Annotated in this window: 22 protein-coding genes and 1 pseudogene; 9 read left to right on the forward strand and 14 right to left on the reverse strand. The window is 75.5% G+C overall.

The window, feature by feature from the left end:
* Positions 1-733, forward strand: a pseudogene (locus KK617_RS14180) (hypothetical protein); the annotation flags it as partial.
* 91 nt (positions 734-824) lie between these two features.
* On the opposite strand, the gene KK617_RS14185 reads toward KK617_RS14180, so the two are convergent.
* Together KK617_RS14185 and KK617_RS14190 are read right to left on the reverse strand one after the other, a co-directional pair.
* Complete coding sequence (locus KK617_RS14185; RefSeq protein ID WP_277500730.1) at positions 825-1238, reverse strand: hypothetical protein; 414 nt, start codon at positions 1236-1238, stop codon at positions 825-827.
* On the reverse strand, positions 1231-1599 hold the full coding sequence (locus KK617_RS14190; protein ID WP_277500731.1) for a hypothetical protein: 369 nt from the start codon (positions 1597-1599) through the stop codon (positions 1231-1233). Before KK617_RS14190 ends, KK617_RS14185 begins: the two co-directional genes overlap by 8 nt.
* Before the next feature lie 45 nt (positions 1600-1644).
* On the opposite strand from KK617_RS14190, the gene ilvA reads away from it, so the two are divergent.
* Together ilvA and KK617_RS14200 are read left to right on the forward strand one after the other, a co-directional pair.
* Positions 1645-2952: a threonine ammonia-lyase IlvA gene (gene ilvA / locus KK617_RS14195; protein WP_277500732.1), complete on the forward strand. Its 1308-nt coding sequence runs from the start codon at positions 1645-1647 to the stop codon at positions 2950-2952.
* A gap of 173 nt (positions 2953-3125) precedes the next feature.
* The gene (locus tag KK617_RS14200; RefSeq protein WP_277500733.1) at positions 3126-4235 is read left to right on the forward strand and encodes an alpha/beta hydrolase; all 1110 of its coding nucleotides are present in this window, start codon (positions 3126-3128) and stop codon (positions 4233-4235) included.
* Between the two features lie 8 nt (positions 4236-4243).
* Here the strand turns inward: KK617_RS14200 and KK617_RS14205 are convergent, their stop codons facing one another.
* Positions 4244-5065, reverse strand: coding sequence for a protein phosphatase 2C domain-containing protein (locus tag KK617_RS14205; protein WP_277500734.1), 822 nt, complete (start codon positions 5063-5065; stop codon positions 4244-4246).
* Between the two features lie 127 nt (positions 5066-5192).
* Between KK617_RS14205 and KK617_RS14210 the strand changes: the two genes are divergently transcribed.
* Entirely contained in the window at positions 5193-6140 is a 948-nt protein-coding gene (locus KK617_RS14210) for a PfkB family carbohydrate kinase (protein ID WP_277500736.1), read from the forward strand.
* Between the two features lie 28 nt (positions 6141-6168).
* Here the strand turns inward: KK617_RS14210 and KK617_RS14215 are convergent, their stop codons facing one another.
* On the reverse strand, positions 6169-6534 hold the full coding sequence (locus KK617_RS14215; protein WP_277500737.1) for an MmcQ/YjbR family DNA-binding protein: 366 nt from the start codon (positions 6532-6534) through the stop codon (positions 6169-6171).
* Between the two features lie 141 nt (positions 6535-6675).
* Here KK617_RS14215 and KK617_RS14220 point away from each other — a divergent pair, with 141 nt between their 5' ends.
* Positions 6676-7110, forward strand: a complete 435-nt coding sequence (locus tag KK617_RS14220) for a VOC family protein (protein ID WP_277500738.1) — start codon at positions 6676-6678, stop codon at positions 7108-7110.
* A gap of 10 nt (positions 7111-7120) precedes the next feature.
* On the opposite strand, the gene KK617_RS14225 is transcribed toward KK617_RS14220, so the two are convergent.
* Positions 7121-8377, reverse strand: coding sequence for an oxygenase MpaB family protein (locus KK617_RS14225; protein ID WP_277500739.1), 1257 nt, complete (start codon positions 8375-8377; stop codon positions 7121-7123).
* A 44-nt stretch (positions 8378-8421) separates the two neighbouring features.
* On the opposite strand from KK617_RS14225, the gene KK617_RS14230 reads away from it, so the two are divergent.
* Positions 8422-9075, forward strand: coding sequence for a TetR/AcrR family transcriptional regulator (locus KK617_RS14230; protein WP_277500740.1), 654 nt, complete (start codon positions 8422-8424; stop codon positions 9073-9075).
* Positions 9076-9078: 3 nt separating this feature from the next.
* Here KK617_RS14230 and KK617_RS14235 read toward each other — a convergent pair whose 3' ends face one another.
* From KK617_RS14235 to KK617_RS14265, 7 genes are all read right to left on the reverse strand, one after another.
* The gene (locus tag KK617_RS14235; RefSeq protein ID WP_277500741.1) at positions 9079-9600 is read right to left on the reverse strand and encodes a PGPGW domain-containing protein; all 522 of its coding nucleotides are present in this window, start codon (positions 9598-9600) and stop codon (positions 9079-9081) included.
* Between the two features lie 77 nt (positions 9601-9677).
* Positions 9678-10442 carry a GAP family protein gene (locus KK617_RS14240; RefSeq protein WP_277500742.1) on the reverse strand — a complete coding sequence of 255 codons (765 nt, stop codon included), beginning with the start codon at positions 10440-10442 and terminating at the stop codon, positions 9678-9680.
* Between the two features lie 60 nt (positions 10443-10502).
* Entirely contained in the window at positions 10503-11177 is a 675-nt protein-coding gene (locus KK617_RS14245; RefSeq protein ID WP_277500743.1) for a GNAT family protein, read from the reverse strand.
* Positions 11174-11761, reverse strand: coding sequence for a sugar O-acetyltransferase (locus tag KK617_RS14250; protein ID WP_277500744.1), 588 nt, complete (start codon positions 11759-11761; stop codon positions 11174-11176). Before KK617_RS14250 ends, KK617_RS14245 begins: the two co-directional genes overlap by 4 nt.
* Positions 11762-11825: 64 nt before the next feature.
* The gene (locus KK617_RS14255) at positions 11826-12632 is read right to left on the reverse strand and encodes an ABC transporter permease (protein WP_277500745.1); all 807 of its coding nucleotides are present in this window, start codon (positions 12630-12632) and stop codon (positions 11826-11828) included.
* Positions 12629-13618 (reverse strand): ATP-binding cassette domain-containing protein, encoded by a 990-nt coding sequence (locus KK617_RS14260; RefSeq protein WP_277500746.1) that lies wholly within the window; start codon positions 13616-13618, stop codon positions 12629-12631. Before KK617_RS14260 ends, KK617_RS14255 begins: the two co-directional genes overlap by 4 nt.
* Before the next feature lie 155 nt (positions 13619-13773).
* Positions 13774-14676 carry an SDR family oxidoreductase gene (locus KK617_RS14265; protein WP_277500747.1) on the reverse strand — a complete coding sequence of 301 codons (903 nt, stop codon included), beginning with the start codon at positions 14674-14676 and terminating at the stop codon, positions 13774-13776.
* 79 nt (positions 14677-14755) lie between these two features.
* On the opposite strand from KK617_RS14265, the gene KK617_RS14270 reads away from it, so the two are divergent.
* The gene (locus KK617_RS14270; protein ID WP_277500748.1) at positions 14756-15115 is read left to right on the forward strand and encodes a winged helix-turn-helix transcriptional regulator; all 360 of its coding nucleotides are present in this window, start codon (positions 14756-14758) and stop codon (positions 15113-15115) included.
* Positions 15116-15242: 127 nt separating this feature from the next.
* Positions 15243-16613, forward strand: coding sequence for a cation:proton antiporter (locus KK617_RS14275; protein WP_277500750.1), 1371 nt, complete (start codon positions 15243-15245; stop codon positions 16611-16613).
* 16 nt (positions 16614-16629) lie between these two features.
* Here KK617_RS14275 and KK617_RS14280 read toward each other — a convergent pair whose 3' ends face one another.
* Positions 16630-17850 (reverse strand): pyridoxal phosphate-dependent aminotransferase, encoded by a 1221-nt coding sequence (locus KK617_RS14280; protein WP_277500751.1) that lies wholly within the window; start codon positions 17848-17850, stop codon positions 16630-16632.
* Between the two features lie 98 nt (positions 17851-17948).
* A complete protein-coding gene (locus KK617_RS14285) occupies positions 17949-18452 on the reverse strand; it encodes a ribonuclease H (protein ID WP_277500752.1) in 504 nt (167 codons plus the stop codon).
* A gap of 151 nt (positions 18453-18603) precedes the next feature.
* Here KK617_RS14285 and trxA point away from each other — a divergent pair, with 151 nt between their 5' ends.
* Positions 18604-19008, forward strand: coding sequence for a thioredoxin (trxA, locus tag KK617_RS14290; protein WP_277500754.1), 405 nt, complete (start codon positions 18604-18606; stop codon positions 19006-19008).
* The last annotated feature ends 4 nt before the right edge of the window (positions 19009-19012 follow it).

The following is a 19012-nucleotide window of genomic DNA, read 5'->3' on the forward strand; positions in this document are numbered from 1 at the left end:
CGACGCGGGCGCCGCCGGCGCGGTCGCCCTGCGCACGGCCACCCGCGACGGCCACACGGTGCTCGAGATCGTCTCGGCCTGGTCGGCGGGGCGCCTCGTCGTGCGCGGGGAGGCCGGCCTCGCCGGCCCGGCGACGGTGGACGTCGCGTGCCGACGCGGCAGCGCCCCCGTCTGGTCGGGTCGTGTCGAGGTCGCCGCCGGGCGCTCGGTCGTCGCCGGACGCGACGGCGCGCCCGCCCTGCTCCCGGCCGGGACGGCCTGCACGGCGGCGGGGGGCACGGCGTACCGCGTCTCGGCCGACGGGCCCGCCACCGCCGTCACCGTCGCGGCGGGCGACCCGAGCCGGCTGCAGGAGCTGGTGATCACGGTGGGGCCGCGGACGGCGTACGCCGACCCGGTCACCCGCGCGGGCCTCGGTCCGCGCTCGACGACGCCGGCGCTGCCGCCCACGCCGGGTCTCGGCGGTCTGCCGACGGGCCTCCCGGGCGCTGCCCCCGGCACCCTCCCGGGTGCGACCGTGCCGCTGGGCGTGCCGCCGCTGCTCCAGGCCGCCCCCGACAGCCGCGTGGTGCCGGGCGCCGAGGACCCCGAGGGCTCGCTGGGCCTCGCCGCGCCGGCCGCCGCCGAGGCGGACCCGGACGGCCGCCGCGTCGACCCGCTCGTGCCCCTGGCCGTCGCGGGCGTGCTGCTGCTCGGCGCCGGCGCGCTCTGGTCGCGGATGCGCAGCGCCTGACCTCCGGTTCGTGGGGGCAGCGCCAGGCATTCCGCGGCGCTGCCACCACGAACGCAGGCCGGGCCGGGCCGGATCGACGGCGGGGGCCGGATCAGGGGCGGCGCGTGCGCAGCAGCCAGGCGAGGCCGAGGAACGGCAGCACCAGCGGCAGGTAGCCGTAGCCCGACCCGAACCGCGACCACACGGTGTCGTCGGGGAACCAGTCGCCGTGCACGACGCTGACGGTGCCGACGGCGAGCACCCCGACGAGCTCGACCAGCACCGCCACCCAGGCGACCCGGCGCCACACCGGCGCGGGGCGGGCCAGGCCGAGCGTGGCGGCGACGTAGACGAGCGCCGCGAGCGCCGAGAGCCCGTAGGGCACGGGCGCGTCGGCGGCGTGGGTGAAGAGCTGCACGGACGAGCGGCCGGTCGCGGCGAGCGCGAGCACGGCGTACACCGCGACGAGCACCCGCCCCCAGCCCCCCGACGTACGGCGGGACGCGGCGCCGGCGGTCTCAGGCACCGACCGGGTCCCAGATCTGCTCGAGGCGCACGACGAGCACGGGGATGACGAGGAGCACGACGAGCAGCACCCCGGTGCCGGCGCGGCTCGGCTCGCCGCGCGCCCACCAGATGCCGACCGGGATCAGCGCGACGAGCCCCAGGAGGTAGCCGACGAACGTCGCGACGCTCACCCCGTCGGGCACGCCGCGCACGGCCTGCACGAGGCCGACGACGAGCTGCGCCACCAGCAGCAGCTCGACCACCCACAGCGGGAGGCCGAGGAGGGGGTCGGGGCGGCGGTGGCGCCAGACGTAGAACCCGGCGAGGGCCGCGACGGCCAGGGAGGCCACGACGACGGCGAGCTGCAGCGGGTCCCACACGGGAGCCATCGTAGGGACCGGCGGCCACCGCCCTACGCTGACCCGGTGACGACCTCGCTCCCCGACCACGCGCGCCCGGGGCTCCCGGGCGCGGCCGACGTCGACCGGGCGGCCGCCCTCCTCGCCCCCGTGATCCCGCCGACGCCCCTGCAGCACAGCCCGCGGCTCTCCGCACTGACCGGGTACGACGTGTGGCTCAAGCGCGAGGACCTGACCGCGGTCCGCTCCTACAAGGTGCGGGGCGCCTACACGGTGATCGCGGGCCTCGACGCGGGCGCGCGGGAGCGCGGCGTGACCTGCGCGAGCGCCGGCAACCACGCCCAGGGCGTCGCCTACGCCTGCGCCCGGGCGGGGGTGGCCGCCACGATCTTCCTGCCGCGCACGACGCCGCGGCAGAAGCGCGACCGGGTCGCCACGCTCGGCGGCCCCCACGTCGAGGTCGTCATCGCGGGCGAGGCGTACGACGACGCCGCGTCGGCCTGCGCCGAGTTCGCCGAGGCCTCCGGCGCCACCGTCGTGCCGGCCTTCGACCACCCCGGCACGGTCGCGGGGCAGGGCACCGTCGCCGCCGAGGTCGTGGCCCAGGCCGCGGCCGCGGGCCTCGCGCCGGCCGCGGTCGTCGTACCGGTGGGGGGTGCGGGGCTGCTGGCGGGCACCACGACGTACCTCACCGAGCGGGCCCCGGGCGTGCGCGTGCTCGCCGCGGAGCCGGCGGGCGCGGCCTCCCTCGCGGCGGCGCTCGCGGCCGGCGGGCCCGTCGACCTGCCCCACGTGGACCCGTTCGTCGACGGCGCCGCGGTGCGGCGGATCGGGGCGGTGACGTACGCCGCGGTGGCCGCGGCCCGCCGTACCGTCGAGCTGGCGACCCTCGCCGTGCCCGAGGGCCTCGTGTGCGTGGAGATGCTCGACCTCTACCAGTCCGAGGGGATCATCGCCGAGCCCGCGGGGGCGCTGGCGAGCGCGGCGCTGCGGATGGTGGCGGGGCCCGACGCGCCCCCGGCCGGCAGCACCGTGGTCTGCGTGGTGTCGGGCGGAAACAACGACGTCTCGCGCTACGCCGACGTCGTCGAGCGGGCGCTGGTGCACGAGGGCCGCAAGCACTACTTCCTCGTCGAGTTCCCCCAGGAGCCCGGCGCGCTGCGCCGCTTCCTCGACGAGGTGCTCGGGCCGGACGACGACATCACCCTGTTCGAGTACACGAAGCGCAACAACCGCGAGACCGGCCCCGCCCTGGTGGGCGTGGAGCTCGGCGACCCGGGCGAGCTCGGGGCCCTGCGCGAGCGCATGGCGGTCTCGAACCTGCGCGTGACGAAGGTCGACCCCGACAGCCCCCTCTTCGGCTTCGTGCTCTGACCCCGGGCGCCCGCGCCGCGGGCGCGCCCTCGTGAGCGGGCGGCGAACGGGTACCGGCCGGTCCTCAGGTCGGGGCCGCACCGGCCGATCTCCCCCGGGGCAGTTGTGACGGGGAGCACAATGGGCGGTCCGGCCGGTCGACGGTCGGCCGGGCGCGAGGAGGGGGTCACGCGATGCGCAGGACGAGGAGGGCGGCGGAGTCCGTCGCCGCGGCGTCGGCGACGACGCCCGACCCCCTGGAGGGGCTAGAGGCCGAGGGCGCGCTCGCGTCGGTGACCTCGGTCGCCTCGGCGCGGGCGGCGCGGGCCGACACGACGCTGGTGCGCCGCGACCACGGGGGCGGCGGCGCCCGCAGCGCGGCGCTCGACCTGTGGCTGCGCGCCACGGTCCGCCCGCTCATCGGGGTCTGGACCCTCGCGCCCCACCTGCCCTGGCCCTACCACGCCGTGGACCACCTCGGCCGCCTGCTGCGACCGCTGCCCGGCACGACCTTCGACCGCATCCGCCTGCCCCACTGCCCCGGCACGCGGGTCACGACGGACGCCGCGGCCACGAGCGGTCGGACCATCGTCTACCTCCACGGGGGCGCGTTCCTCGTCGGCGGCAACCACCTGCACCGCCAGCTGCTCAGCCGCGTCGCGCACCGCACGGGGGCGACGATCATCGCGCCGGAGTACCGCAAGCTGCCCCGCCACACCGTCGCCGACGCGCTCGAGGACGCCGTCGACGGCTACCGCTACGCGCTCGACCACGGCGCCGAGCCGACGCGCACCGTGCTCATGGGCGACTCCGCCGGCGGCTTCCTCTCGGTCATGCTCGCCATCGCGATCCAGCGCGCCGGGCTGCCCGCGCCCGCCGCCGTCGTCGCGCTCTCGCCGCTGGTGGACTTCGTCGCCTCCGACGACGTGACCTACCCGGGCTGCACGCTCTTCCCCCGCGCCGCCATCGGCCGCTTCCAGCAGCTCGCCGCTCGCGTCAACCAGCGCCGCGGCCGGGGCGAGGACCCCATCGAGTCGCCCACCCACGCGCCGCGCCGCGGGCTGCCGCCGGTGCTGGTGCAGGTCAGCTCCGCCGAGTGCCTGTACGCCGACGGGGTGCGGCTCGCGGAGACCCTCGCCGCCGCGGGCGTGCCCGTCGAGCTCGAGGTCTGGGACAAGCAGGTGCACGTGTTCCAGGCCGCCGCCGGCTTCGTGCCCGAGGGCCGCGAGGCGCTCGAGAACGCAGCCCGGTTCGTCGAGCGGGCCACCGGAGCCGAGCAGGTGCAGCAGGCCGTTACAGCCTGAGCCGGCCCTCAGGGGTGCTGGTGCTCGCCGGGGTCGACGACGTTGCGCGGGTCGCGGATCGCGCCGTGCAGCTCGCCGTCGGCCGAGAGCCGCACGGCGTCCGGGTCGTCGACGACGTCGAGCACCAGCACCGTGACGTTGTCCCGGCCCCCGCCGTCCAGCGCGGCCCGGACGAGGGCGTCCGCCGCGGCGGCGGGGTCCGCCGTACCCAGCAGCGGCGCGAGCGCCGCGTCCTCGACCATGTCGGTCAGGCCGTCGCTGCACAGCAGCAGCCGGTCCCCCGGCTGGGCGTCGAGCACGGCGATGTCGGGCTGCACCTCGGCCTCGGTGCCCGACCCCGCGTGCAGCGAGCGCATGACGACGTTGCGCATCGGGTGGGTGCGCACCGCCTCGGCCGAGATGTCGCCGGCGTCGACGAGCGCCTGCACGAAGGTGTGGTCGTGGGAGACGCGCAGCAGCTGGCCGCCGCGCATCAGGTAGGCGCGCGAGTCGCCGATGTGGGCCAGCACGACGCGGTGCCCGTCGGTCGCGACCGCCGTCAGCGTCGTGGCCATGCCGGTGCGGTCGGGGTCGGCGGCGACGCCGCGGTGCAGGTCGAGCACGACGGTGCGGATGGCCTCGCCGAGCACCACCGCCGGGTCGTCGTCGGGGTGGGAGCGGGCGGTCGCGGCGACCACCCAGGCGGCCGTGGCGGAGGCGACCTCGCCCGCCGCCGCGCCCCCGACCCCGTCGGCGACGAGGGCCAGGTAGGGCGACGAGTACGCCGCGTCCTCGTTGTGGTCGCGCACGAGCCCCACGTGACTGGCACCCGCACCGACGAACCGCAGCATGCCTCCCATCCTGCCAGTCGCGCCCACCCGCCCCCACCCCGTCCGCGCCTCGCACGGACGAGTGAGGGCCCGTGTGATCCCTCGCACGGAACGGCCAGATGTCGCGCAGAAGTCGTACTGTCGACAGGTGCGTTACCACCCCTACGTGACCTGTGTCGGCGGTGCGGTCCTCAACCGCTCCTACCGCGTGACCGGTCCCGTCGTCCTCGGGAAGTCCCACCCCGCCACCGGCGGCACCGCGTACGGCGGGGTCGCCCGCAACGTGGCCGAGAACCTCACCCGTCTCGGGGTGCGCGCCGCGCTCGTCTCCGTCGTCGGGGACGACGTGCCCGGCCGCGCCCTGCTCGACGACCTGGACCGCATCGGCGTCGACACCTGGGCCGTGCGCCCGATCGCGGGCCGCACCACGGCGACGTCGAGCACCGTCCGCGGGCCGGGCGACGAGCTCGTCCTCGGCGTCTCCGACACCGGCGTGCTCGACGAGATGACGCCCGAGCGCGTCGTCGAGCCGCTGTCGCGCGTCGAGACCGGGGCGTGGATCTTCGCCGACGCGACGCTCCCCGACGCCACGCACACCCGGCTGGCCTCGACCCGCCGCACCCGCGACCTGCGGCTCGCCGTCGACACCGTGTCGGTGGCCCGCGCCGCCCGCGTGCCGGCCGACCTCGGCGCCGTCGACGTGCTGTTCACCAACCTCGACGAGGCCCGGGTGCTGCTCGTGGACCGTCGCCGCCCGCCCGGCGAGACCGCGCACGACGCCGCGCTCGCGCTGCTCGACGCCGGTGTGCGCTCGGTCGTGCTGACGCTCGGCGCGGAGGGTCAGGTCGTGGCCGACGCCGACGGCGTCACGATGCTGCCGGCCGTGCCCTCCGCCGTGCTCGACGTCGAGGGCGCGGGCGACGCGCTCGTCGGCGGCACCCTGGCCGACCTCGTCGTGGGCCGCCCGCTGCGCGAGGCCGTCGCCACCGGCGCGGCCGCGGCCGCCCTCGCCACCGAGGTGCGCCCGCAGGTGCACCCCCGCCTCACCCGCCAGCTCGTCGACGCCCGTCGCGCCGCCGTGCCCGAGGGCGTCTGAGCGGGACCCCGGTCGCCGGGAGGGGAGCTCAGCCCGGGCGCTCGACCTGCTCCGCCAGGCGCGACGGGGCCTGGATGCAGTAGGAGTCGGTGAGCAGCTCGGCCACCTCGGTCCAGTCGGTCGCCTCGTCGAGCAGCATCCCGGCGCCGTCGCCGGACCAGCCGAGCACGAAGTAGGGGTCCCCCAGGTGGCCGAACGCCATCACCTCGTCGGGCTCGGCGCGGAAGGTGACGCGGAACAGCTGGTCCTCGCCGCCGAACACGTGCGCGACCGTCGCCCTCCCGACGCGCCAGCGCACCCCCGTCCAGGCCGCCTCCTCCTCGCACTCGGGGAGGGCGCCCAGGGTGCGCCGCAGCCGCTCCAGCACCGCCGGGGGGACGTCGGGACGTGCCATGGCGCCACGCTCCCACAGGGCACCGACGAGCGGCACCGACGAGCGGCACCGACGAGCGGCACCGATGAGAACCGCCGCCCGCCCGGGTCGGAGCAGCGACGCGACCCGACGGCGGCCGCGCCCCGACGAAGGAGCACGACGATGGCGACGCACATGAACACCTACCTGGTGTTCGGCGGCAACACCCGCGAGGCGATGGAGTTCTACCGATCGGTCCTCGGCGGCCGGCTCGACGTCATGACGTTCGGCGACATGGGCGAGACGGGACCGGTGCCGCCGCCCGAGGGCGTCATGCACTCGTTCCTCCTCACCGACCACGGCTTCCGCCTCATGGCCTCCGACGGCCCGCCGGCCGAGGAGATCGTGCACGGGAACGACTTCGCCGTCGCCCTCAACGGTGACGCTGAGGACGAGGCGGTCCTGCGGGGCTGGTACGACGCGTTCGCTGCGGCGGGGACGGTCGACGTACCGCTGGAGAAGCAGGTGTGGGGCGACTGGTTCGGGCAGGTCACCGACCCGTTCGGCATCGCCTGGATGTTCAACATCGCCTCCGGTGAGGAGCCCGGCGGCGCCTGACGCCGCCCGGTCACACCCGCAGCTCGCCGACGGCGGGCGCGTCGGTGCCGAAGTAGTCGGCCATCGTGCGGTCCAGCACGGCGGTCGACCACCGGTCCAGGCGCGCCCGGCCGCCGGGCAGCCGCCGGTCGACGCGGTAGCGCCACGTGTTGAGCCCCAGCAGGTAGAGGTGCGCCCACGGCGGGCGCGCGGGCAGCCCGAGGTCGCGCATCGACGCGCGGCCGAGGAACGTCGTGAGCATGCTGAGCGTGCGCTCCTGCTTCCAGCGGCCGTGCTCCATGTCCCCGAGCATCGCCACGATGTCCTGCGAGAGCCGGCCGCCCGCCGGCGTGACGTCGCCCTGGGCGAGCAGCACGTGGTAGTTCAGCCGGTGCCGCTCGCGCTCGTCATCGACGAGCCACTGCTCGTCCACGCCCATGAGCCACCCGACGTACCTCCACAGGTGCATGACCGCCCGGGACTCCCGCCGGCTGACCGGTACGCCGAGGGCCCGCGCCCCGAGCAGCACGACGCCGTCGAAGAGGCCGAGCGTGCCGGCCTGGTCGGCCTGGTTGATGGGCAGCCCCCAGCGCTCGACGTCCCACGAGTCGGCGAACGAGGCGTTGACCAGCGCGTGCATGGCGCGCACGTGGACCGTGGCGCGCCAGCCCTCGCCCCACCGGCCGTCCGCGTCCTGCCGCAGCGCCCGCGGCGCGCTCAGGCTCGCCGTCCACGTCTGCGTCTCGGCGAGGCGGCGGCGGGTGCTGTCGCCGGTCAGGCCGCCCGTCGCGACGAGCAGGTCGGGCGGCCCGCCGAAGCGGTAGCCGCCGATGAGCGACAGCTGCAGCAGCACGTCGGCCGCGTTCTGGCCGAGGCGCAGGTAGGTGGCCGCGCCCTCCTCGACGAGGTCGGGGTCGACCCAGTCGGGGGTGGCCGACACGTGGGCGAAGAACTCCCGCAGCGCCGGGGGCGCGTCGGGCACCGCGTCGACCCCGTCGGCCAGCGCGGTGCGGAAGGCGCGCATCGTGACGCGCTCGGGGTCGCCGGCGGGGCGGCGCATCGCCGCGGCCAGCCGGGCGCCCACCTCGTCCTGCTGCCGCAGCGCGACGCCGATGCGGGCCATCAGCTCCTCGTCGAGCTCGCGTACGCCGGCGGCGAGCCGCAGCGTGCGGCCCAGACGCCGCGCCCGCTCGGGGGCGGAGCGGAACCGCGTGGGTGGCGGCGCCGGCACCTCCGCGGGGTCGGCGAGGGGCGGCGTACCGGGGGACCGATCGACCTGGGCGCTCATGCGTCCAGCCTGACGCGAGCATTCGCTCGCATACAATTCGCGTCATGAGCCCGGCCCGCCGCCCCGAACGCCCGGCGCCCACCCCCGCTGGCCTGCGACGACAGCCCCGCCAGCAGCGCTCGCGCGCGATGGTGGAGCGGATCGTCGACGCGGCTCGCGAGGTGCTCACCACCGAGGGGTACGACGCGTTCACCACCAACCGGGTGGCGGCGCGGGCCGGCGTGAGCCCGGGGTCGCTCTACCAGTACTTCCCCGACAAGGCGGCGCTCGTCGACGTCGTCGCCGAGCGGTGGGTGGACCGGGTCAGCGAGGACGTGGCCCGGGCGCTGCTCGACCGCCTCGGCGAGCAGGGGCCCGCGATGGTGCGCTCGACCGCCGACGCGCTGCTCACCGCGCTGGAGCGCGACACGAGCCTGCTGCACGTCGTGTGGGAGGACCTCCCGGGCGCGCGCCACCGGGCGAACCGCGACGCCCTCGAGCGGCGCGTGCGGGACGTGCTGACGGCGTACCTCGCCGTGCGGCTGCCGCCCGAGCAGGCGGGCCGCGCGGTGCGGCTGGCGTGGATGGTCGTGCTGACGACCGAGTACCTCACCGTGCGGTTCGTGCTCGACCCCGACCCGCCGCTGACCCGCGACGAGCTGCTCGACGAGGTCGTGGCGATGAGCCTGGGCTACCTCGGCGGGCTCGCGCTCGACTGACGCTCAGCGACCCGCGGGACCGCTGGGGTCGACGGGGGCGGTGCGCCGCGCGGGGTCCGCGGGGTCGCCCGGCGCGTCGACCGCGGCGCGCGCCCGCTCGGAGCCCGGGCCCCGGAAGCGCCGGATGCTGTAGACGATGAGCCCGGCGGCGATCGCGGCCGACGCGATGAGGGTGATGCCCGTGCCGAGCCCGCCGATCAGCCACCAGCTGTCGCGCACCGGCCACCACGAGGGGGCCGGCGGGCCCACGATCCACAGCACGCCCAGCCCGAGGAGCCACACCGCGCCGAGGCACGAGAGCACGATGCGGGGGACGGTCTCGACCCCCTCGGCCGCGGCGCGCATCGCGGCGCGCTCGACCGGGGCCAGCCGGCGCTCGGCCCACTCGTACTGCTGCGAGAGCACCGCGAGACCGCCGAACAGCATGAGGAGCCCGGGTCCGGGCAGCACGAGGGCCGCGATGCCGGCCACCACCAGGGTCCAGCCGGCCACCTCGACCACGATCCGCTTCGTCGCGCCACGCACGGTCACAGCCTCCCAGACAGGTGGTCGTCGTGGGGCGACTCGTCGAACCCCGTCCTCGTCACGGTGCCGCCCCCACCTCAGCCGAGGTCGAAGGCCCGCGACGCGTCGCCGACCAGCAGCAGCCCGACGACCGCGAACACCCACCACGACGCCCCGGACGTCACCCGCTCCAGCCAACCCGAGAACCGGGCCAGCGGCCCCTCGACCCGGGACCCCAGCGCGAGGCGCCCGGCGAGCAGCAGCAGGGCCGGCGCCACCATCACCAGCGCGTAGGCCACCACCACCCCGACCGACGCCGCCAGCGGCAGGTCGGCGGCCGTGATGATCCCGACCGCGCCGAGGAACGGCAGCATGCTCGCCACCTCGACGAGCGCCGCGGCCAGGCCGACGCCCACGACGACCCGGTACGACGCACCCGGCCCCACGAGCCGGGACCGCCACGACGCGGTACGGCGAGGCGTCGCCGCCGGCTCGCCCGCGACGGCCCCACCGACGGCCCCACCGACGGCCCCGCGCGGCGCGCGCCACCGGCGTACCCGGGCGAGCACGAGGTCGCCCACGAGACCGGCGGTGAGCAGCACCCCGCCCACGACGAGCTCGACCCACCGCAGCCAGGTGAGGTCGCCGACCTCGGCGAGCAGTCGGACCGCGGCGTCCGCGCCGAGCACGAGCCCGATCCCCACGAGCGCGTAGAAGCCGCCGACCGTGCCGAGGAACACCAGGTAGCGCCGCACGTCGACGCGCGGGGCGGTGAGCAGCACGAGGGGCAGCACGAGGGTGCCGATGCTGGTGCTGTCGACGAGGGCGAGGCCGGCGAGCAGGCCGAGGGTCACGAGGTCCACGACGGTGACGCTAGGGGGCCCGGGGGGCGCCCCGCGTCGGCCGAAGGTCGCTCCCCGGCCCTACCCGGGTCGTCTCGCCACCGGCCGTACGGACCCCCGGCGTGGCCGGCCTCCCGCTGGCCGGGGACGCTCGAGCGCGCGCCACTCCTCCACGAGCACGGCGTGCACCTGGGTGTCGGTCCACTCCCCCCGCATCCACCAGTCGCGGCGCAGGTGCGCCTCGAGCCGCATCCCGAGCCGGGCGCAGACGCGGGCGGACGCAGCGTTGCGGGCGTCGAGACGCGCCTCGACGCGGTGCATCCCGTAGTGGTCGAACGCGAGGTCGGCCAGCGCCGCCGCCGCCTCGGTGGCGTAGCCGCGACCGCCGTGCCGCGGGTCGAGCACCCAGCCCACCTCGCCCACGCCGCCCCAGGCGTCGACGACCTTGAGCACGACGTCGCCGACCACCACGCCGTCGCGCTCGACCACCAGCGGCAGCGTCTCCCCCGGCGCCCGGGGGTGGAGGGAGGTCGCGCGGCGGGCGACCATCGCGTCCCGCTCCGCCTCCCCGAGGGCGTGCAGGAGCATGAAGCGGGTGACCTCGGCGTCGCCGTAGTACGCCAGCGCCGCGGCGTCGCCGTCACGGTGGGCGCGCAGCACCAGCCGCTCGGTGCGCAGCGGCAGCGGCGGCGGGCCCGGGTCGGGCCGGTACGGCGGAGCCGCACCCCCCGGCGTACCGGACCCGGTGGTGCTCACGCCGGGTCGTCCACCCGGCGCACGACCCGGGCCGGGTTGCCCACCGCCACGACGCCGGCAGGCAGGTCGCGGGTCACGACGGACCCGGCCCCCACGACGGTGTCGTCCCCGATCGTGACGCCGGGGCACACCACGACGCCGCCGCCGAGCCAGACGTTCGCGCCGATCGTGATGGGCCTGCCGCCCTCCCACTTGTCGCGCCGCGGCCCGGGCTCGACCGGGTGGGTCGGGGTCAGCAGCTGCACGTTCGGGCCGATCTGGGTGTCGTCGCCGATGGTGATGGCGGCGACGTCGAGCGCGACGAGGCCGTAGTTGGCGAACACCCGGCTGCCGACGGTGATCTGCGTGCCGTAGTCGACGTAGAACGGCGGACGGATGGCCACGTCGTCGCCGACCGAGCCCAGCAGCTCGACGAGCAGCGCGCGGCGGCGGTCGCCGTCGTCGACGCCCGTCGCGTTGTAGGCCTCCTGCAGCCGCTGCGCGCGGACCACGCCCGCCACCAGCTCGGGGTCGTCGGCGAGGTAGGGGTCCCCGGCGAGCATGCGCTCGCGCATCGTGCGGCCGTCGGGCTCGTAGGCGCTCATGCGCCCCAGCCTGCCACTCCTCGGGCGCCCCCGCCCCACCCCTGTCGGGCGGGGCGGGGAGCCGTCAGCGGCTCGTCGTGCGCCGGTACTGCCGCACCGAGAGCGGCACGAAGACGACGAGGATGAGGACCACCCAGATGAGCGTGTAGAGCGCCGGGTGCTGCATCGACCACGCGTCGGGCACGGGCAGCGAGCGGTCCACGTTGCCGAACAGCTCGCGCGTCGCCTGGGTCAGCGTCGACACCGGGTTCCACTCCACGAGCGTGCGCAGCACGCCGCTGAAGCTGTCGAGCGGCACGAACGCGTTCGAGACGAACGTCAGCGGCATGATGACGATGAACGACGCGTTGTTGATGACCTCGACGCTCGGCACCAGCAGGCCCACGTAGGCCATCACCCAGCTGATCGCGTAGGCGAAGAGCAGCAGCAGGCCGAAGCCGAGCGCCGCGTCGACGACGCCCTCGCGGATGCGCCACCCGATGAGCAGGCCCGTGATCGCCATGATGATCAGCGAGAGCACGTTGTAGACCACGTCGGAGGTCGTGCGGCCCACCAGCACCGCCGACGGGGACATGGGCAGCGACCGGAAGCGGTCGATGATGCCCTTCTGCATGTCCTCGGCCAGCCCGGCGCCGGTGAACGTCGCGCCGAACACGACCGTCTGGGCGAAGATGCCGCCGATGAGGAACTCGCGGTAGCCGATCCCGCCCTCGGAGCCGATCGCGCCCTCGAAGACGAAGGCGAAGAGCAGCACGAACATGATCGGGCTGACGAGGACGAAGACGAGCACCTCGGGCACCCGCTTGATCTTGATGAGGTTGCGCTTCGTGACCACCCAGCCGTCGCTGGCGGTGCGGGCCAGGGTGCTCATCGGGACTCCTGCGAGGTCGTGGCGGGCTGGTCGTCGCCGGCGCCGGACTCGGCGGCCCGGCCGGTGAGGGTGAGGAAGACGTCGTCGAGCGTGGGCCGGCGCAGGCCGACGTCGAGCAGCGCGACGCCCTCCCGCTCCAGGGCGTCCAACGCCCGCCGCAGTGCCGGTACGCCGGACGTCACCGGCGCCGTGAGGGTGCGGCCGCCTGCGTCGACCTGCACCTCGGCGACCGCCTCGGCCGCGAGCACGCGCCGGGCCGTCTCGAGGTCGGCGCCGTCGCGCAGCACCGCCTCGATCCGCTCGCCGCCGGTCTGCGCCTTGAGGTCGTCGGCCGTGCCGCGGGCGATCGCGCGACCGTGGTCGATGACGACGATGTCGTCGGCGAGGCGGTCGGCCTCCTCCAGGTACTGCGTCGTCAGCAGCAGGGTCGAGCCACCCGAGACGAGCTCGCGGATGACCGTCCACATCTCCTGGCGGCTGCGCGGGTCGAGCCCCGTCGTCGGCTCGTCGAGGATGAGGACCGGGGGCGCGGCGACCAGCGCGCCGGCCAGGTCGAGGCGGCGCCGCATGCCGCCCGAGTAGGTCTTCGAGGGGCGGTCACCGGCGTCCGCGAGGGAGAAGCGCTCGAGCAGCTCGCGCGCCCGCTCGCGCGATCGCGTGCGGCCCAGGCCGTAGAGCCGGCCGACCATCTCGAGGTTCTCGAACCCCGTCAGGTGCTCGTCGACAGCCGCGTACTGCCCCGACAGGCCGATGCGCCGGCGCACCCCGTCGGGGTCGGTGGCCACGTCGACGCCGGCCACCTCGGCCGACCCGCCGTCGGGCTTCAGCAGCGTCGCCAGGATGCGCACGGCGGTGGTCTTGCCCGCGCCGTTCGGGCCCAGCAGCCCCAGCACGGTGCCCTCGGGCACCGCGAGGTCCAGGCCCTTGAGGGCCTCCACCTCGCCGTAGCGCTTCACCAGTCCGTGAGCGCGGATCATGTCGGTCATCGCGGTCCTCTCCTCGTCGGGGCCACCGTGGCAGACCCCGCCGACATCCAGGACTCATCGGCGTCGGCGTCGCGGATCGGACCAGACCAGCCCGGACCGGCCCGGGACCGGCCCGGGACCGGCCCGGGCCGGCCCGACCCGCGACGTACCGGGGCTCAGGCCCAGGTGGCGACCGTCTGGCGCAGGGTGCGCGGCGCCCGGCCCAGGAGGCGCGCCAGGTCGTCGCCCGTCGGGGCGAGCACGCCGTCGGCGATGTTGGTGTCGGCGGCGACGAGGAATCCGGCGGTGCCCTCGTCGAGCCCGGCGCCGAGCAGCACCTGGCGGTACTCCTCGGCGGGGAGCGCGTCGTACGCGATCTCGGTGCCGAGCACCTCGCCGAAGGCGGCGGCGAGCTCGGCGTGGCTCCACGCCTCCTGGCCGACGAGCTCGAGCACGGCGCCCTCGTGGCCCCCGGTCGTCAGCACGACGGCCGCCGCCTCGGCCAGCTCCGCGCGCTCGACGCTGGCGACCCGGCCGTCCCCGGCCGCCGCGGCGATGCGGCCCGTGGCGCGGGCCTGGGCGAACGCGGGCTGGTAGTTCTCCGTGTACCAGCCGTTGCGCAGCAGGGTGAAGGGCACGCCGGAGGCGCGCAGCAGCTCCTCGGTCGCCTTGTGCTCGGGCGCCACGACCAGCGGGGAGGTGTCGGCGGCGGGCGCGCTCGTGTACGCGATCCGGGCGACGCCGGCGGCCCTCGCCGCCTCGATGACGTTGCGGTGCTGCTCCGTGCGGCGTCCCACCGCGCTGGAGGACACGAGCAGCAGCACGTCGCCGGCGGAGAGCACCGTGGCGTCCACGTCGTCGTAGTCGAGCCGCGCGGTCCGCACGCCGCGCTCCGCCAGGTCGGCGATCCTGCCGGTGTCCCGCGCGGTCGCGAGCACCTCGTCCGCCGCCACGCCCCGCTGCAGCAGGGCCTCCACCACGAGCCGTCCGAGCTGTCCGCTCGCCGCCGTCACCACGATCGCCATGTCCATCCACTCCTCGTCGTACGCCGCGCAGGTCGCGGCCGTCGGGGAGCCCAACCGGCAGCACCGACGTACCCTTCCCGACGTGGGGTACCGACTTTGAAGTGGGGTACCCACCCGGAAGTAAGATGCGGCCGTGCCCACCTCGTCGCCGGCCCCCGCCCCGCCCCTCAGCACCCTCGACACGGCGTGCCCCCACATGCGGCTGCTCGTCGAGCACGTCACGAGCAAGTGGGGCCTGCTGGTGCTCCTCGCGCTCGCCGGCCGCACGCAGCGCTGGAGCGGGCTCAAGCGGGAGATCGCCGGCGTCAGCGAGAAGATGCTCATCCAGACGCTGCAGACCCTGGAGGCCGACGGGCTCGTGCACCGCGAGGCGCGCCCGGTCGTCCCGCCGCACGTGGAGTACTCGCTGACGCCCGCCGGCGAGGAGGCCGCCGCGCTGCTCGAGCCCCTCGCCCGGTGGGCGCAGGGGCGGGTCGGCGGCGCGGCGACCTGAGGGGCCGGCCGCCCGCGGGACCGGGGGATGGGTACCGGGCCGCGACCGCCACCGGTCGTCGTGGTGCCGAGCCGAGGCTCCGCAGCCCCGGCTCGCCGCAGTCCCCGCCCACCCCCAGGACGGACCCATGCCCACGGACCTGATCAACGCCGACTTCGTCTACCTGCTGGCCGGGGTGTCCCTCCTCCTCGCCGTGGTGCTGCCCCACGCCCTGAGCTCCGTGGCCCTGTCCGCCCCGACCGTGCTGCTCGGCGTGGGGGTGCTGGCGGGGCTCCTGCCGCTGCCGGCGGAGGTGGTGCTGTCGCCCATGGAGGACCGCCCGTTCATCGAGCACCTCGCCGAGTTCACCGTGCTGGTCTCGCTCATGGGCGTGGGGCTCGCGCTCGACCGGCCGCTCAGCTTCCGCTCGCGGGCCTCGTGGCGGCGGTGGGGCACGACGTGGCGCCTGCTGCTGATCGCGATGCCGCTGTCGATCGCGGCCACCGCGTGGCTCGGCTGGTGGGTGCTCGGCCTCGCGCCCGCGTCGGCCCTCCTCCTCGGCGCCGTGCTCGCCCCGACCGACCCCGTCCTCGCCTCCGACGTGCAGGTCGCCGGACCGACGACGGACGAGGAGGACGAGGACCAGGTGGAGGGCACCGTCGACGAGCGCGACGAGGTCCGCTTCGCGCTGACGTCCGAGGCCGGGCTCAACGACGCGCTCGCCTTCCCGTTCGTCTACCTCGCCATCATCGTCGTGGGTGCGGGGTCGGCGATGGACGACGTCGGGAAGTGGCTGGCCTGGGACCTCGTCGGCAAGATCGTGGTCGGCGCCGCCGTCGGGATGCTCGTCGGGTGGGCGCTCGCCAAGGCGGCCTTCCGGTCCCGCGTGCGGTCGGTCCGCACGGCGGAGACGGGTGAGCCCCTCCTCGTGCTCGCCGCCGTCCTGCTCTCGTACGGCGCGGCGGAGGTCGCCCAGGGGTACGGCTTCCTGGCCGTGTTCGCCTGCGCCATGACCCTGCGGTCCTTCGACCGCACCGACAGCTACCACGCCCTGATGCACGGGGTCGTCGAGCGGCTCGAGCGCCTGCTGACGCTCGTGGTGCTCCTCCTCCTGGGGGTCGCGATCTCCGGCGGGCTGCTGGAAGCGCTCAGCTGGCGGGGTGCCGTCCTGGGCATCGCCCTCGTGCTGCTGGTCCGTCCGGTCACGGCGTGGCTGGCCCTGCGGGTCGGCCCGCGGCCCCGCGACCGGGTCGGCGACGACCACCTCCAGCCGCGCGAGCGCTGGGTCACGGCGTTCTTCGGCATCCGGGGGATCGGCTCGATCTACTACCTCGCCTACGCGACGGGACAGGACCCCTTCTCCGGCCAGGACACGCTGTGGGCCACCGTCGGCTTCGTCATCGCCTTCTCGGTGGTGCTCCACGGCATCTCGGCGACGCCCGCCATGACGTGGCTCGAGCGGCAGCGTCCCCGGCCGGCCGCCGAGGACGGCGACGTGCAGGAGGCCGCCGGGCCCTGACGGACCCGGGCGTCGCTCAGCGGCGGCGCAACGACCCCAGGAAGTCCGCGATCCGCTCGATCGCCTCGGTCAGCACGTCGACGTCCGGCAGCGTGACGAGCCGGAAGTGGTCGGGCTCGAACCAGTTGAAGCCCGTGCCGTGCGTGACCAGCAGCTTCTTCGCGCGCAGCAGGTCGAGCACGAACGCCTGGTCGTCGACGATGCCGAACATCTCGGTGTCGAGCCGCGGGAAGCAGTAGAGCGCGCCCATCGGCTCCACGCAGGAGACGCCCTCGATCTCGTTGAGCAGGCGCCAGGCCGTCTTGGACTGCTCGTAGAACCGACCGCCGGGCACGATGTACTCGTTGATCGACTGGTAGCCCCCGAGCGCGGTCTGGATCGCGTGCTGGGCCGGCACGTTGGCGCACATGCGCATGTTGGCGAGCAGCGTCAGGCCCTCGAGGAAGCTCGCCGCCGCGTGGCGGGGGCCCGAGATCATCACCCAGCCGGCGCGGTAGCCCGCGATCCGGTAGGCCTTCGACAGCCCCGAGAACGTCAGGCAGAGCACGTCGTCGCCGGCGTACGCGGCCGTGTGGTGGTGCACCGCGTCGTCGAACAGGATCTTCTCGTAGATCTCGTCGCTGAAGACGACCAGCTCGTGGCGCCGGGCGATGTCGACGAGGCCCTTGACGGTCTCCTCGCTGTAGACCGCGCCCGTCGGGTTGTTCGGGTTGATGATGACGATGCCCTGCGTGGCCGGGGTGATCTTGGCCTCGATGTCGGCGAGGTCGGGGTTCCACCCGTCCTCCTCGTCGCAGCGGTAGTGCACCGGCGTACCGCCCGAGAGGGTCACCGCTCCCGTCCACAGCGGGTAGTCCGGGGCCGGCACGAGGATCTCGTTGCCGTCGTCGAGGAAGGCCTGCAGGACCAGCGAGATCATCTCGGAGACGCCGTTGCCGATGAACACGTCGTCGACGGCGGTCTCGGTGAGGCCGCGGGACTGGTAGTACTGCGCCACCGCGGTGCGCGCCGAGTAGATCCCCCGCGAGTCGGAGTAGCCCTGCGCGTCGGGCAGGTGCGCGACCATGTCGGCCACGATCGACTGCGGCGCCTCGAAACCGAAGGGCGCCGGGTTGCCGATGTTCAGCTTGAGGATCCGGTGACCCTCCGCCTCCAGCCGCTGTGCCTCGACGAGGATCGGGCCCCGCACGTCGTAGCGCACGTTCTGCAGCTTCTTGCTCTGGACGATGTCGCGCATGCGGCTCAGTCTCGCAGCCCCGGGCGTCGGGGCGCGCGCGGGTTTGCCGTGCGCGGCGGTCCGACCCGGGGCCGGTGGACCGGTCGGGGCCCCGCCTCCTACGCCTGCTTGCTCGCGACGACGGCGAGACGGTCGACGAAGTCGTTCATGACGTCGCCCGAGTGGCCCTTCACCCAGCGGAACGCCACGTCGCCGCGGCCCGACACCTCGGCGACGAGCGGCTCCCACAGGTCGCGGTTGGCGACCGGCTTCCGCGCGCTGTTGATCCAGCCGCGCTCCAGCCAGCCCGCCCACCAACGGTCGCGGAAGCAGTGCACGACGTACGTCGAGTCGCTGACCACCACGAGCGGCCCGGGGTTGGCGAGCACCGCCTCGAGGGCGGCGCGGATCTCCATGCGCTGGTTCGTCGAGGCCCGCTCGCCGCCCGACGCGTGCGTGGTCTCGTCGAGCGCCCACGCCCAGCCACCCGGGCCGGGGTTGCCCGCGCAGGCACCGTCGGTGAAGACCTCGACGGCCCCGGGCGGCGCCACCATGTCCGCCGGCCGCGGGCGGCGCGCCCGGGTGGTGCGGGTGGCGGGGGTACGGCGGGACGCGGTCGGCACGGCGGGGCTCCTGGCGGGCGGGGTCGGTCGGCGGGTGGAGAGGAGACCGTAGCCGCGGCGGGGGCGCCCGGCGTACCCGGGGAACACGAGGCGGGTCGGAAGCGTTGGGCAGGGGTAGCACGGACCGCTGCCGACGACGACAGGAGTGCAGATGACGACCGTGACCGTGGGTGCCGCCGACTTCGAGCGCACCGTGATGGAGAACGACCTGGTGCTGGTGGACTTCTGGGCGTCCTGGTGCGGCCCCTGCCGCCAGTTCGCCCCGGTGTTCGACAAGGCCTCCGAGCAGCACGGCGACGTGGTGTTCGCGAAGGTCGACACGGAGGCCGAGGCCCAGCTGGCGCAGGCCGCGCAGATCACGTCGATCCCGACGCTGATGGCGTTCAAGAAGGGCCAGCTGGTCTACCGCGAGGCGGGCGCCTTGCCGGCCACCGCGCTGGAGCAGCTCATCACCGCCGTGAAGGACCTCGACCTCGAGGCCGCCCTGGCGGAGCAGGAGGCCGCCGAGAAGGCGGCCCAGCAGGCCCAGCAGGACCAGCCGGGCCCGCAGGCCTGAGCGG

Source organism: Nocardioides sp. ChNu-99, from assembly GCF_029493445.1.
Taxonomy (GTDB): Bacteria; Actinomycetota; Actinomycetes; order Propionibacteriales; family Nocardioidaceae; genus Nocardioides.